Genomic DNA, 14,157 nt, shown 5'->3' on the forward strand with positions numbered 1-14,157 from the left:
CCCTTTTGCTTAAGGAAGTTTAGTTCACTTTATTAAGAATGAATTTATCAATCGCATATTTCACGCCATCGTCATTGTTGCTTAAGGTCACGAAATCAGCAATTTCTTTCAGAGCAGGAATAGCATTCTCCATAGCGACGCCAAGTCCGGCAGCTTCCAGCATCTCATGGTCGTTCCAAGAATCACCTACAGCGATGGTCTCGGAAAGATCACAGCCGTAATGTTTGGCCAGGAATTCAAGTGCAATGCCCTTGGTTCCTTCATGATGCATGATTTCCAGGAAGTGTGGTTTGGATTTGGTAATATGCACGGAATCGCCAAGCAATTCATGCAGGATTGGAGCCAGTTCATCCAAGAAATCAGGATCATCGATAATTAGCATTTTTGGTGTTTTTTGCGGGACAAGCTTTTCCCAGTCAGGCTCAATAAAATATTGCGTTTTATTCAAGTCCGTATAGTCTTTGATCTTTTGGTTGTCTTCACGGGCATATAGCTTGTCGTCAATGTAAGTTTGCAGATGCAGATTATGCTCCACGCAGTAAGTGAACAGCTTGCGGACTGCATCTTGCGGGACGTAACGCTCATACAGTACTTTTTCATCGAGCAAGTTCTTAACGAGTGCACCCTGGTAAGTAATGATAGGTACGTTTAGTCCAGTTTGACGGGCAATGGCTTGAGCGGAAGCGTAAGCACGGCCTGTAGCAAGGGTTACAACAACACCTGCGGCAACAGCCTCTTCAAGCGCAGTTTGGGTAGCAGGTGTTACTTCCTTGTCATCATTAATCAGAGTGTCATCAATATCAATCGCGATCAATTTGTACATTTGTCTCTCTCCTTATCTCTTTCTAAATAGATGTAATTTGGAAAAATAACTCTTCTTATGTTGATTCTGACCCGGTTCCGGGCTCAGCTCTGCCATAAGCATAGCCCCCAGAATACAACCACAACCGAGCAGAGCGGACAACCCGAGTGTTTCCCCGCCAAAGGCTAAACCCGTCAGAACGGCAAATACCGGTTCTGTGGCATAAATAACGGCTACCCGTGATGGGGTAGTATATTTCTGACAGGCGGTTTGAATCCAGAAGGCAAAAGCGCTGGTTGGCCCGATGGAGATCAGCAGAGCCCAAAGCACATCTGGGTCCTTAATCAGCTCCCTGCTGTGGGCGAGCGGTGTTGCCCCTTCAAAAATAAGCGAGGCAGCAATACTGAACAGCCCAACGAAAGCAAGCTGCAGAGTAGCTAGCGGCAACGCCGGATAATGAGGTGCATAAACGCCAGTATAGGCTACCTGTAACGCAAAAGCTATGGCACACAGAAGAATCAAGGCATCGCCTTTATTCAAGGATAATGCAGAGCCCGTGAAGGTCAACAGATAAAGCCCGATTGCGGCGAGTGCCGCACTGAACCAAGTGTATCGTGAAATCGCATGCTTCAATAGGGCAAGAGACAGAAAGGGAACTAGGACAACCGATAGCCCGGTAATAAAGCCGGTATTAGAGGTTGTTGTATATAGAAGTCCCATCGTCTGAAAGCCATAGCCCATAAACAAAAAAAGGCCAAGCAGCAGAGAATCGCGTACCATGCGGAAACTAAGCTGTTTCCAATCCTTGCGGTAAAAAATAACTGTGATTAGAGCCAGCAACAGGGCAGCGCCCATAAAGCGGATACTATTAAACGCGAGCGGTGGCAACACCTTGACAGCATTTTGTACAATCAGAAAGGTACATCCCCACATCATCGCCACCAATAGCAGGCTAAAATCGGCTATACGGGAACGCTTCACTACTTAGGTCATCCTTTCTTCAGCAGCTGCCGTCTCTATGTAGACGACAAGGTCAAGTTGTCCAAATTGTATCGTATATTCATGGGGAGGACAAGATAGAAATCGCGTAAAGGCTTATATACTAAGCGATTTCAGCGTTTTATGTAGACAAAAAAACCGGGTCTTGATATACTTCGATAACCGCACATTTGTTCTTGTTTTTGCATCTTAGAAAGGAGCGGTTTCACTATGATGGGCAGATCCCATTTAATTATCAGCACCGGGGTTACCCTATCTGTTATGAGTTTGATGGCCCATGAGATTACAATCCCGGTTATTGCCGTCGCCGCATTAAGCTCGCTCCTGCCAGACATTGATGAACCGAATTCGTTACTGGTACGCAAGGCGATTCCTGACTTTCTGCTCAGGGTACTACAGGTTGCTTTGATAGGAGCAGCGATTTATCTTTATTTTGCAGGAATCGTTGAAAGTCCTTGGAATATTGTACTGGCCCTACTTGTGGGGAGTGTGACTTTCCTGCCGGGAAGAAAGCTGCGGCATCTGGTGATGGTACTAATCGCTACTGCGGTATTTGCATACGGAGGGGCATATGACCCTTGGAACTACATAGTAGCTTGTATACTCGTAGTTACATCACTTGTCCCGCATCGTGGATTGACTCATACCTTATATGCTGTTGCAGGCTGGAGCACTTTATTGTATTTTGCTTCATCGGGTATACAGGATGGTGGCAGTCTATGGATAGCAGGCGGCATGTCTTATGCGCTTCATCTATTAGCCGACTCTCTCACCCAAAGGGGAATTACGCCCCTGCCGCCCATTCCATTTAAGCTGCGTCTAAAGCTAATGAGTACAGGCACGAAAAAAGGTGGAGCTGTAGAGAATGTTTTTATCCTGCTGACACTAGCCCTAGTTGTATATGTATTTATACTTTCTCCTTGAGATTTACGGATATGAAGCACATAATGAATTACCGCTAGAACACACAGGAGGCGGCTGTTATGCGGGGGGATTCCTTAGTGAAGTGGTTTGGAAGATTGCAGATTCGTAATAAAATTATCCTTATTTTTATACCGTTGATCATTTTTCCATTGCTTGCTTTAGGCTTGCTCTCAGGACAGATGTTCAGCCGTTCGATGATCGAAAAGGCTAAGTACAATTTTAAAGATGAATCCAAGCTCATCATGCAGCAAATAGATACGATTGTAAAAAATACGGAGAGTAGTGCTAACATTATAACTACCGACATCCATCGGATGTATGCTGAACGTCCGTTGTTATCCTCGACAGTGGAGCAGACGCGGTTTCGCAATTTAATGCAGAGCCAGCTTTCTATCGATCTGATTATTTTTCCGGATGTTGATTCTGCTGTGTTTGTGGATACGGAAGGCCAGATTTATTCCTCTTACGCCTACGGTAATCCTAACGAACAGAAGGTATTCACCAGCGATATGCTGGAGAAGGCTAAAGAAAAAGGCAGCTACGGGGTTAACCGTTGGCTTCCCATGGAACAGAGAGATTATCTGGTTAGTGATCCGGCAGTTCCGGTGCTCACACTAAGTAAAGTCGTGTACAATCTTAAAACGGGCAACCTAATAGGTACATTATTTGTGAACGTAAAAGAAGATGCTCTCTCTGCTTTTCTGGAAACCGCTAGAGAAACCTCTTCGGACAAGAAATATTTTGTAGTAGACGGAACGCAAAGGACCGTGTCTACACCTGATAAATCAAAGCTCCTACTGAAGCCTGAGGACAGACTGAACGATAGTCTTAGGAAGACGGGAAGCTCTGTCTCGGAAATTATCGGCAGGGGGAGCGGGCGAGAGCTGGTCACAGTGACGTATTATGATAAGCTGAATTGGAAGCTTGTGAATACCATTTCGCTGCAAAAGTTAACCGCTGATATTCATCGCAATATAACGTTAACTATATTCGTGGGAATAGGATGCCTGTTACTGTCTCTGCTGCTTGCAGGAAAGCTGTCACAGATTATCGTAAATCCGCTTCTTCAGGTGACGAAGGCGATGCGTAAAGTAAGGGAAGGCGATCTGAATGTCACCTCACCAGTGACTACAGAGGATGAGACGGGGCTGATCTCCACCGTATTCAATTCCATGGTTGGTCGTATTCAGGAGCTGATGCGGACGATTACGAATGAACAAGTCCGGAAACGTGAATATGAACTAGCTCTGATTCATGCCCAGATCAAACCACATTTTCTGTACAACACACTGGATACGATTTATGTACTCAACGATTTGGAGCTTAATGAAGCGGCTCGGGATACGACCAAGGCACTGGCAGACTTCTATCGGGTTGTTCTTAGCAAAGGAAACGAGGTTATTCCACTGTCCGAGGAAGTATCAAATGCAGCTGATTATTTGGCTATTATGCAGGTTCGCAACCCCGACGTATTACGTTACGAGATTAATATCCCGAAATCTCTCGAAGGAGTCAAGGTACCCAAATTGTCCCTACAGCCACTCATAGAGAATGCAATCTACCATGGATTAAAAACAAAGGGTAGTCAGGGGCTTATCTCAATAGAGGCTTATACACACGGAAGAGAAGTTATCATTACCGTGGAGGATAACGGTGTTGGCATGTCCGAGGAACAGGTGTCCCGGATTGTAGAATACCGCTCACGAGAAGGAAAACCGGCATCCATTGGTATATACAGCGTTCATGAACGGATTAAGCTGTATTTTGGAGAACCATATGGCCTATCGGTGGAAAGTAGACTGGGAAAGGGTACTGTTATGAAAATGACGATTCCCGGAACGGAAGCGCAGGGGGGCAGCATAGATGTATAAAGTGATGGTTGTAGATGACGAGCCGCTGTTTCGTTATTATATGCGGACCAAGCTGGATTGGAGTAAATATGATTTCAGTGTCTGTGGTGAAGCGTCAAATGGCAGAGAAGCGCTGGAAGAAGCGGAACGGACGAAACCTGATTTGGCTTTAGTGGACATTAGCATGCCCTATATGGACGGTATGGAGCTGGTTACCCGGTTACAGGCCAATGCTCCTGATATGCTGATTGTTTTTGTAACAGGGCACAATGAATTTGATTATGCGCAAAAAGCGATTCGCTTAGGTGTACAAGATTATTTATTGAAACCGTTTAACCAGCAAGAGTTTAACGAGATGATGATCAAGGTGAAGCAGCGCCTTCAGTCACATAAAATAGGTGCACGCAAAGCTGGTAAGCCGGAAATAATTGCAGAAGGGACGGCTTCTAGTAAGCTCTTTCCACTCCAAATGGACGAGCAGAATTCCTCTGAAGGGATAGAGGAGTTCTCCTTTCCATCCAAAGAAATCACTCATCTTGGAATTCAGGATGCCATGCTGATGGCGTTAAAGATGGGGGATGGCGATGCAGCGGCGAAGGACATAAGCAAATTAATTGAGATTCTACGACGCCAGAAAGGGGGAGGCAGCTATTCCTTTACTCTTTTAATGAGTATAGTATCCCTTTGCCTTGCCTATGCTGGAGAAAGAGGGATCAATCCGGAAAGTCTCTGGAAACCAGCAGGTTCATCAGAGCAGCGGCTACGGGAGATGGATAACTGGGATGAGACCGAAAGCTGGATAAAAGGCTTGTACAGTAAAGTCATTGATCAAGGTCGTGAGCACCGCCCCTCTAAGTCGTACAATTTATTCATTGCCGCCAAAGAGTACATCCGGGAGCATTATTCCGATTGTGAGCTGACAGTTGACCAGGTGGCGAATGGCGTGTATGTAGATACCAGCTATTTACGGAAGGTTTTTCGAAAAGAAGGTGGAATCTCTGTACTTGATTTCATTACCTATACTCGTATGAAGCAGGCCAAGGAACTGCTTGCTGGAGGAAATGTGAGACTGTCTGAAATCGCCGGTAAAGTGGGCTATAATGATCCGAATTATTTCAGTAAATGCTTTAAAAAACACTATGGCATGCCGCCGTCTGAATTTGAGCAGCTGGCTGCCCGTTCCCGCCATATTGGCGTTAATAATGAAATTTAATAAACAAATTTGGTGGCGGCTCTCTGGTGAGGCCGCTTTCATTTTGTCCTGTTTATTACCGATTGTGCCCGATATGGCTCTTTTTGGGTCTTCAAGGCTCAAATATAATAGAAACAGGACGATGAAAACGCTAACAAATAGCGGATTCAACTAGCTCCACTAAATAGAGCATCAGAAAGGGGATTCATTATGAGCAACAAGCTATTCAGAACACTGGGGGTTGCAACCGTTTTATCCTTAGCTTTCTCACTTACAGCCTGTGGTGGTAACAATGCCGGAAACGGTGGTTCAACCTCTGAAGATTCCAATACGACCGCTGGGAACACCGATAAGAAAATTCAAATAAAAATTTATGCACAGCATTTTGACGAAGATACTTCAAAGCCATTTGATTATGCCGTAGAGGAATTAAAAAAGGAAATGCCGGAGGTGGAGATTGTACTGGATGAGGCTGTTCAAGATGGCTACCAGAAGCTGAAAACATATGCCGCGACTGGGAACATGCCGGATATTTATGAAACAGACTGGCCTACACTGCAAACCTTCGCCAAATCTAAAAATGTCGAGCTGCTTGATGAATACCAAGCCACCAAAGATTTCAAAGCGAATCTAAACACAGGGAATGAGTCCCGTCTGATTGCCCCAGACGGTCATGTATACGCATTCCCATATACGGGAATCGAATTCCAAATGTTGTTTTACAACAAGGATATCTTTAAAGAGGTAGGCATCGAGATGCCGATCAAGACGATCGATCAGCTGGCTGAAGCGGCTAAGAAGCTTTCTACAGCAGGGTATACACCGCTCTCAATTTTCGCGAAGGAGAAATGGATTACTACTTCTTTTTATAGCGGACTTGTGACTCGTGAGGAGACGAAAGGGTTTGGCCCACTCGAAACGAAGGGAACGACAACATTGCCTTCGCCTTATGTAACAGCAGCAGAACAAATGAAGAAGCTGGAAGAAGCAGGCTTGTTCGACGTCAATGCTACGAATACCAATTATGATCAAGCTTCATCTTTGTTCTACCAAGGAAAAGCTGGCATGTTCGTCAACGGTCAGTGGGAAATCTACAGCAGTGCTGAGAAGCTTGGGGATAAAGTGGATTGGATGTACTGGCCAGCTAAGGACGAAGCGACTTATGAGAACAACAAAATGTACATTAACGGTGCCGGAGGCCCTGGTGGCTTTGCCGTTTCTCCTAGCAGCAAGAATGTTGAGACTGCAGTGAAAGTAGCTAGTTTTATCGCACAAAAATATAGCGAATACAAATATACACAGCTGGGTAGCCCGATCGTAGCGACTAAAGTGGATAAAGAAATGACCGGTGAAGTGCCTGCCATGATGAAAAGAATCGCTGAAGAAGTGCTGCCAAACGTGAAGGGTTACGCCAATGCGGTAAGCAGTGTTCAAATTAAAAATGCACTGGACGACAATACACAAAATATGTTGATCGAAGGATTCTCGGCTAAGCAGTTCACGGATAACATGAACCGAGTGCTGAACAAAGAAAATAAATAATTAGAGAAATAAAATAAATAAAAATTGGTCCATGCCCTGCAGCTCACCCGGATCGAGCCCTTATATCGGGTGAGCAGCTTGGTAAGGAAGGAGTGGAATCTTACCGCATGCATAAATACTTAGGTAATAAGAAAGCCATAATGCTGTTTCTGCTTCCCGCTCTGTTGATTTATAGCGTAGTGATTATCTATCCGGTGCTTCAATCCTTTTATCGTAGCTTTTTCGAGTGGGACGGGCTCAGTACGGCTACTTTTAACGGATTGTCCAACTATGTAGAGATGTTTGATGATCCATTGCTTTTGACATCCCTTCGTAACGGCCTTATTTTTGCACTGGTGCTCGCTGTATTTCAGATCGGATTGGGAACCATTCTTGCGCTTGCCTGTGCCGATCCGCGAATCAAAGGGCGTAAGTTGTTGAAAACAGCTTATTTTATCCCCGTAGTTCTGTCGGTTACGGTTGTTTGTCAGCTATGGATTGCCATCTACGATCCGAATAACGGATTGATCAATAGACTTTTTGAAATTTTGCATATTCCTTATCAACAAAACTGGCTCACTTCTCCAACCACATCCATAATTGCGATTGCCTTTGTTAATGCCTGGCAGTTCATGGGTTACCAGTTCAGTCTTTTATATGCGGGGGTTAAATCTGTCCCTGAGCAGTACATGGAAGCTGCCACGATTGACGGTTGCTCCAAATGGATGGCGCATCGTAAGGTGACGATTCCAATGATGAAGGAGACGTTCAAATTCTGTCTGATCATTGCCATTACTTCAGGAATCGGTGCTTTTGTACAAATGTTGATTATGACTAACGGCGGACCGGGAACGAGCAACTATACGCTTACCTTTATGATTTATCGTTATGCTTTCTTGGAAAGCAACTACGGCTATGCCTGTGCGGTATCGGTTGTGCTTGTCCTTCTGTCGCTTCTGGCCACCATTATTATCAACAAGACATTTGACCGAAATGAAGCATAAGGCAGTACGCCGGAAAGGAAAAGGAACGTTATGAAAAAAGTGAGAGCATTGCTCATACAGCTTCCCTTATGGATTTATTTTATCATTTCCATCTATCCGCTATTATGGATGATTTCTTATTCTCTGAAAAATAACGATGAGATTTTTGTCACCAACCCTTTCGGATTTCCGACTAATTTCCGGATTGAAAACTATGTGGCCGCTTGGTCACAGTTCAATATACCGCGATATTTTACGAATAGCTTGGTAGTCTCTACGATTTCAACGCTACTTATTATCATATTATCGCTGATGTTCTCATTCGCAATTTCCCGGCTGCGGTGGAGATTCCGTGAAGGGGTTAGATTGTATATGACGATCGGAATGTTCATGCCGCTGCAGGTAATTATGATTCCACTTGCTATACTCGTGCGGGACTTACATCTGACTAATACCTACGGTGGGCTGATTGTTCCTTATGTCGCCATTGGATTGCCGTTCTCTTGTCTGGTATTCTACGGCTTTATGAAGGGTATTCCTGGGGAGCTGGAGGAATCCGCTTGTATGGACGGCGCGAATGTATACCGGATGTTTCTGCAGATTATTGTGCCGGTTGTAACGCCAGCTGTCGCAACAGTAGCCATTTTTCAATTTCTGAACAACTGGAATGAATTTTTGCTGGCTTATATTCTGATCTCTGATGAGGGGATGAAAACACTGCCGCTGGGTCTATTGTTCTTCCAAGGCCAATACAGCACAGACTGGGGTGGCATGGGGGCGGTTATGACGATGGCGAGTCTGCCAATGGTTATTGTCTATTTGTTCTTTAGTGAGCAGGTAGAACGGGCTATGACAGTTGGATCTGCTGTGAAAGGATAAAGCGAAGTATTAATTCATGCAAAAGAGGACTTCTGGCGAATGCGCAGGAGTCCTCTTTTTGATTCAAATCATGACCAGTGAATTCATCCTATTCCTCTAGGAAGACCAATCCGATAAAATCCTCCGGCTCAATACGACCGAAATAATGCTTCAAATCGAGATCAGCTAATGCTTCTCTAACCTCAGCCTCGTCATAACGTTTGCCACGAAGTGCATTTTCAACATCTACTACGTCACCGACTCCGAAGAAGTCACCATAGATTTTGATGTCTTTAATGAGGGAATCTTCAATATCCATCCGAATATCAATAATTCCGGCAGGGAATTTGCGCGTGTGTTTAACGTTGCTTTTTGGTGACAGACCGTAGTTCCAGTCCCAGTTCTGGTAGTGCTCCTTGGAGATCTCATTAATTTTGTCCCAGTCGGCTTGTTGCAGCTTGTACTGAGGAACCTCCGAAGGATCCATACCAAAGATCGAACGCAGCAGGCCGGCGCGGAACTCCTCGATCGTCATATCTGTACCCAGCAGCTCTTTGATATTCGCTACACGGCTGCGTACGGATTTGGTGCTCTTTGATTTAAACTTCTCTGGATTCACTTTTAGAGAGGCTTGTACATCATCTAAATTAAGATTGAACATCAAGGTACCATGGCTGAACATACGTCCGCGTGTGGAGAACTGAGCGTTACCGGAAATCTTTTGCTCACCAACTTGCAGGTCATTCCGTCCGCTTAGCTCGGCGTTAACACCCATGCTTTGCAGGTAATCGATGACCGGTTGGGTGAATTTCAAAAAGTTATGAAAGGATTGGCCGTCATCCTTGGTAATAAAGCTGAAGTTCAAATTTCCAAGATCGTGATAAACAGCTCCACCGCCGGATAGACGACGTACGACCTGAATATTATTATCTTTTACATACTCTTGGTTAATTTCTTCGATAGTATTCTGGTGTTTCCCTATGATGATGGATGGGCTGTTGATATAAAAAAGCAGGTAACTCTCGTCCATCGGCAAGTGCTTCAGCGCATATTCCTCAATCGCCAAATTGATGGATGCGTCAGTAATCCCTGTGTTATCAATAAAAAGCATAGTGAATTCCTCCGTCGCAGCAAAATTGATTACAACCTTCATTTTAAACCAAAAGCGGTTTTTTAACAAAAGAGATCACATTGTTGAGATTCATGTCGGTTTGAGAGAAGCGGGGGATTTAGCTGATTCCTTCTGCGAAAGCATTGACGTTCTTCCGGCAAAGAGGCAATAATGGTGGCAATGACATACATATCGTGCTAGAGAAAGTAGATAGAGGGAGTGTAATTATGCTTGAAAAATATGGGCATGGCGGTGATTTGTTGACGGCAGCGGAGCTCTATGGAGAAGCTGGGGGCACATTTCTCGACTATAGTGCCAACATCAATCCACTCGGTCCTCCACCGCAAGTTTTGGAGCTGCTCAGAACAGCACTGTCAACGGTGGTGGCATATCCGGACCCTGGACACCGACGCTTTAAACGCCTACTGGCGGAAAATCTTGGCGTAGATAATAGCTGGTTAACTGTGGGCAACGGAGCAGCGGAATCTATGGCTTTGCTGCTGCTGGCGATAGCTCCGCAAAAGGTTGGCATCGTGGAGCCTGGTTTCTCTGAGTATCGGCAGCTTTCCGTACAATTTGGCGCTGAAGTATTATCGGTTCAGGGGACAAGGGAACAGCATTTTCGCGCTGGAGTGGAGGAGATTGCCGGGCTGTTGGAACAGGTGGAACTGTTATTTCTCGGACAGCCGAATAATCCCAATGGCGTTCAGTATGCTGTGGAGGAACTGCGCTTGTTAGCGCAGAAGGCTGAAAGCTGCGGGACTTATTTGGCTGTGGATGAAGCTTTTATTGACTTTATCCCGGAGTCAGAGCGAAATACACTCCTGCCGGAGCTAGAGCGGTTTCCGCATACGGTTCTGGTGCGGTCGATGACGAAGTTTTATGCGATTCCCGGCTTGCGTCTCGGGTTTGCGATTTCACATCCGAAGCTGGCGAAGGCGATGAGCGGAAAGCAGGTCACCTGGAGTGTGAACGGCTTGGCGCTACTCGCAGGGGAAGCCTGCCTTACAAGTGGACGTGACTATGAACAGCGTACGCGTGAGCTTATTGCAGCAGAACGCGAAAAACTGCGGCAGGGTCTTATGCAGCTGGGCTGCGATGTCCCACCGGGAGAAGCCAACTTTCTGCTCTGTGGCTTGCCATCACCGTGGAGCGCGGCTGAGTTTCAGACTAGGCTTGGCCGCGTAGGTATACTAGTGCGCAGCTGCGCTATGTATGCAGGGTTAGGTGCTGAGCATATTCGAGTTGCCGTTAAGGGACATGAGGATAATGCCCGCCTTTTGCTGCAGATGGCGGAGATTCTAGCGACTAAGTGACAGGTGCATGTAGTCTTTAATGACTCTATGTGCGGAGCGAGCTGACAGCGCTATTGGTGTGGCATCCTTTCGAGGATGGTTGTAAGTATTCAATGAAAGAAATGAGCGGTGAAAGGAGCGGGATCGGCTATGGTGGAAGTGAAGATTCCATTTAATCTTACAGGGGGAATCAGGGAGTATCGTCCGGCCGTCTGGCCAGGGCTTGCTCTGCAATGGAAGGATAAGCATCTGCTGCTGGAGCTGCCAGCAGAAGCCGATGGTTTATCGAGCGCGTTCTACGGCGGAGGAATGAACCGGCTGCAGCGGGCTGTCAATTTATATGTTGATCGCAATTACGAATGTAGTGATCCTGTCCAGGATATGGAGAATAAGCTGCGCGATTGGGGTTATCCTTTATCCGGCTGTGCTGGTCTGATGACGGCTGTGCCGCTAGAGCATGCAGCGGTAGCTGAAGAGGACACGGGTTCAGCGGGGATTTTTGTTTGCGTTACAGCCGCCGCAGGAAATGCTGCGCGCGCAGGTGTGGAACGCAATGTGCTGGCTGTGTATCGGCCGGGTACGATTAACATCATGCTCTGCATTGATGGCCGCCTGACACCGGCGGCCATGGTCAATGCTGTGCAGACAGCTGTCGAAGCCAAAGCTGCTGCGCTGGCAGATCTCGGGATTACCGATCCCGAGAATGGCCTGATCGCAACCGGCACGACTACGGATGCTATTGTACTCGCTGTGAGCCAAAGCGGGCGATACAGCGCCGAGCATGTATATGCCGGAACAGCAACCGATCTTGGAGGCGCTATCGGCCGGCTTGTATATAGCGCTGTGACGGGCAGCCTGCTGTCGGTGCAGGCAAGGAAGGACGGCTAATGAGAATGGATAGCTGGAGAAGTAGAAGCTTGTTCAGAGGTGATTGCTTGTGACAATCGCTTTGGTGTTGCTTGCAGCTTATGTGATTGACCGGATCGTAGGTGATCCGCGTAACCTGCCTCATCCCGTAATTGGTATGGGCAAAGCAATCACGGCTCTGGAGCGGGCGATCCGTCGTTTATGGTCCCGCCCGCAAAGCCTACGCAGAGCAGGGGTGTTGCTTCCGCTATGTGTGGCGGGCGGTGCTTGGGCACTGACAGCCATCCTGCTATGGCTGCTGTCATATATCTCACCGTGGCTCGTCTGGATAGCCGAGGTTTGGTTGATTTCAACCACGATTGCCTCCAAGGGACTAAAGGATGCAGGAATGGCGGTGTACGTGGAATTGCAGAAGGGCGATATTCCTGCTGCCCGCAAGGCGTTAGGGATGATCGTGGGACGTGATACGACTTCGCTAGATGCACCGGAAATTGTCCGTGGAACGGTGGAGACCGTAGCAGAAAACATCGTCGATGCGATTATTTCTCCGCTTTTCTACGCGCTGATTGGCGGTGCACCGCTTGCTATGGCTTATCGGGCGGTCAATACACTCGATTCAATGGTTGGTTATAAGAACGATAAATACCGTGATCTCGGCTGGGCATCTGCCCGGCTCGATGATGTGGCTAACTTTATCCCGGCACGAATTACGGCATTGCTTTTGGCTCTATGTGCAGGGATGCTTCGTCTGGATTGGCGCAGATGCCTGCAAATGGTGAAGCGGGATGCACATCTACATCCAAGCCCTAACAGCGGTTATCCAGAATCAGCTGTGGCTGGCGCACTCGGCATCCGACTCGGAGGCGAAAATGTGTATCATGGCGTCGCTTCTTTTCGGGCTTATATGGGTGATCCGGTACGTACGATGGAACCGGATGATATCATCCAGACCTCGCGGATGATGATGCTCTGCTCTTCAATATTTGTAGGTCTATGCGCGGTTTTGGCATGGATATGGATTGGAGGCTGAGCGTCGGTATGGCAATTCCCTCTATAGAGCTTGAGCTAGTGCTTATCCGACACGGGCAGACGAAATGGAATGTTGAGCATCGTTACCTGGGACATACGGATCTTCCATTGCTTCCTGACGCAAGTGAGCGGTTATCCCAACCTCAGCAGCAGATCTGCCTGCAGACTGAGTTATCAGGTGGTTTTTGGCGTGTGTTCTGTAGCGATTTGCTAAGATGTCGGGAGACCTTGGCTTTCGGAGCACCTTCACTAGAGCAGGACGCTGTTTACGATCAGCGGCTTCGTGAAATGAACTTCGGAGCTTGGGAAGGCTGCACTTATGAGCAGTTGAAAGATAACTCTCTATATAGACGTTGGATTGATGATCCTTCAAAGGTTACACCGCCAGAAGGAGAATCGTGGACAGCATTCGATGCTCGGTTGCGTAGTTTCCTGTTGGACTTAGGTCAAGCTGCTGTGGCTGCGTTTGGATGCTGTGCTATCAAGGAGAAAAAAAGTGAGGTTACATCGAATAGAGTATTGGTAGTGACGCATGGGGGTGTAATCAGGAATTTACTTGCACAGTTAGTTCCTGGTCTCACATTCTACAATGCAGTGGCTCCTTCTCCCGGGAATGGAATGGTACTAAAAATACTCTGGCAGCATGGACAATGGTCAGCTGATAAAGCTCATATTTTGGAAAAAGGATGATTACATGAAAAAAGGGTTCCACGTCATTAGGAAAAC

Annotated in this window: 13 protein-coding genes; 10 read left to right on the top strand and 3 right to left on the bottom strand. The window is 46.7% G+C overall.

Translation table 11 applies throughout. The annotated features are described in order from the left end of the window. Positions 1-19: 19 nt before the first annotated feature. Both MHI32_RS06225 and MHI32_RS06230 read right to left on the bottom strand, forming a co-directional pair. A complete protein-coding gene (locus MHI32_RS06225) occupies positions 20-823 on the bottom strand; it encodes a Cof-type HAD-IIB family hydrolase (protein ID WP_036681768.1) in 804 nt (267 codons plus the stop codon). A 12-nt stretch (positions 824-835) separates the two neighbouring features. Further along, positions 836-1,783 (bottom strand): DMT family transporter, encoded by a 948-nt coding sequence (locus MHI32_RS06230; protein ID WP_076280081.1) that lies wholly within the window; start codon positions 1,781-1,783, stop codon positions 836-838. 228 nt (positions 1,784-2,011) lie between these two features. Here MHI32_RS06230 and MHI32_RS06235 point away from each other — a divergent pair, with 228 nt between their 5' ends. From MHI32_RS06235 to MHI32_RS06260, 6 genes are all read left to right on the top strand, one after another. Then, positions 2,012-2,725, top strand: coding sequence for a metal-dependent hydrolase (locus tag MHI32_RS06235; RefSeq protein ID WP_076128159.1), 714 nt, complete (start codon positions 2,012-2,014; stop codon positions 2,723-2,725). Positions 2,726-2,784: 59 nt separating this feature from the next. Beyond that, positions 2,785-4,596: a sensor histidine kinase gene (locus tag MHI32_RS06240; RefSeq protein WP_076307126.1), complete on the top strand. Its 1,812-nt coding sequence runs from the start codon at positions 2,785-2,787 to the stop codon at positions 4,594-4,596. Further along, on the top strand, positions 4,589-5,788 hold the full coding sequence (locus MHI32_RS06245; RefSeq protein ID WP_076128155.1) for a response regulator: 1,200 nt from the start codon (positions 4,589-4,591) through the stop codon (positions 5,786-5,788). The genes MHI32_RS06240 and MHI32_RS06245 overlap by 8 nt, the downstream gene beginning before the upstream one ends. Before the next feature lie 189 nt (positions 5,789-5,977). Continuing rightward, a complete protein-coding gene (locus MHI32_RS06250) occupies positions 5,978-7,309 on the top strand; it encodes an extracellular solute-binding protein (protein WP_076128153.1) in 1,332 nt (443 codons plus the stop codon). Positions 7,310-7,416: 107 nt separating this feature from the next. After that, positions 7,417-8,292: a sugar ABC transporter permease gene (locus MHI32_RS06255; RefSeq protein ID WP_038569153.1), complete on the top strand. Its 876-nt coding sequence runs from the start codon at positions 7,417-7,419 to the stop codon at positions 8,290-8,292. Between the two features lie 30 nt (positions 8,293-8,322). Continuing rightward, a complete protein-coding gene (locus MHI32_RS06260; RefSeq protein WP_036681776.1) occupies positions 8,323-9,150 on the top strand; it encodes a carbohydrate ABC transporter permease in 828 nt (275 codons plus the stop codon). A gap of 88 nt (positions 9,151-9,238) precedes the next feature. On the opposite strand, the gene MHI32_RS06265 is transcribed toward MHI32_RS06260, so the two are convergent. After that, positions 9,239-10,240: a lipoate--protein ligase gene (locus MHI32_RS06265; protein ID WP_076128152.1), complete on the bottom strand. Its 1,002-nt coding sequence runs from the start codon at positions 10,238-10,240 to the stop codon at positions 9,239-9,241. Between the two features lie 227 nt (positions 10,241-10,467). On the opposite strand from MHI32_RS06265, the gene cobD reads away from it, so the two are divergent. The 4 genes from cobD (at position 10,468) to MHI32_RS06285 (ending at position 14,121) form a co-directional block, all read left to right on the top strand. Then, entirely contained in the window at positions 10,468-11,556 is a 1,089-nt protein-coding gene (cobD, locus tag MHI32_RS06270) for a threonine-phosphate decarboxylase CobD (RefSeq protein WP_076307127.1), read from the top strand. A 129-nt stretch (positions 11,557-11,685) separates the two neighbouring features. Continuing rightward, positions 11,686-12,423 (top strand): adenosylcobinamide amidohydrolase, encoded by a 738-nt coding sequence (locus MHI32_RS06275; RefSeq protein WP_076128148.1) that lies wholly within the window; start codon positions 11,686-11,688, stop codon positions 12,421-12,423. Positions 12,424-12,472: 49 nt separating this feature from the next. Next, positions 12,473-13,432 (top strand): adenosylcobinamide-phosphate synthase CbiB, encoded by a 960-nt coding sequence (gene cbiB / locus MHI32_RS06280; protein ID WP_340012041.1) that lies wholly within the window; start codon positions 12,473-12,475, stop codon positions 13,430-13,432. Positions 13,433-13,440: 8 nt separating this feature from the next. After that, positions 13,441-14,121, top strand: coding sequence for a histidine phosphatase family protein (locus tag MHI32_RS06285; RefSeq protein WP_340012042.1), 681 nt, complete (start codon positions 13,441-13,443; stop codon positions 14,119-14,121). Positions 14,122-14,157 lie beyond the last annotated feature (36 nt).

Source organism: Paenibacillus sp. FSL H7-0690, from assembly GCF_037980415.1.
Taxonomy (GTDB): Bacteria; Bacillota; Bacilli; order Paenibacillales; family Paenibacillaceae; genus Paenibacillus_AQ; species Paenibacillus_AQ odorifer.

Excerpts from the sequence above, each read along its gene's own strand:
- MHI32_RS06225 (WP_036681768.1), bottom strand. The coding sequence starts at position 823 with ATGTACAAATTGATCGCGATTGATATTGATGACACTCTGATTAATGAT.
- MHI32_RS06235 (WP_076128159.1), top strand. The coding sequence starts at position 2,012 with ATGATGGGCAGATCCCATTTAATTATCAGCACCGGGGTTACCCTATCT.
- MHI32_RS06240 (WP_076307126.1), top strand. The coding sequence starts at position 2,785 with ATGCGGGGGGATTCCTTAGTGAAGTGGTTTGGAAGATTGCAGATTCGT.
- MHI32_RS06245 (WP_076128155.1), top strand. The coding sequence starts at position 4,589 with ATGTATAAAGTGATGGTTGTAGATGACGAGCCGCTGTTTCGTTATTAT.
- MHI32_RS06250 (WP_076128153.1), top strand. The coding sequence starts at position 5,978 with ATGAGCAACAAGCTATTCAGAACACTGGGGGTTGCAACCGTTTTATCC.
- MHI32_RS06255 (WP_038569153.1), top strand. The coding sequence starts at position 7,417 with ATGCATAAATACTTAGGTAATAAGAAAGCCATAATGCTGTTTCTGCTT.
- MHI32_RS06260 (WP_036681776.1), top strand. The coding sequence starts at position 8,323 with ATGAAAAAAGTGAGAGCATTGCTCATACAGCTTCCCTTATGGATTTAT.
- MHI32_RS06265 (WP_076128152.1), bottom strand. The coding sequence starts at position 10,240 with ATGCTTTTTATTGATAACACAGGGATTACTGACGCATCCATCAATTTG.
- cobD (WP_076307127.1), top strand. The coding sequence starts at position 10,468 with ATGCTTGAAAAATATGGGCATGGCGGTGATTTGTTGACGGCAGCGGAG.
- MHI32_RS06275 (WP_076128148.1), top strand. The coding sequence starts at position 11,686 with ATGGTGGAAGTGAAGATTCCATTTAATCTTACAGGGGGAATCAGGGAG.
- MHI32_RS06285 (WP_340012042.1), top strand. The coding sequence starts at position 13,441 with ATGGCAATTCCCTCTATAGAGCTTGAGCTAGTGCTTATCCGACACGGG.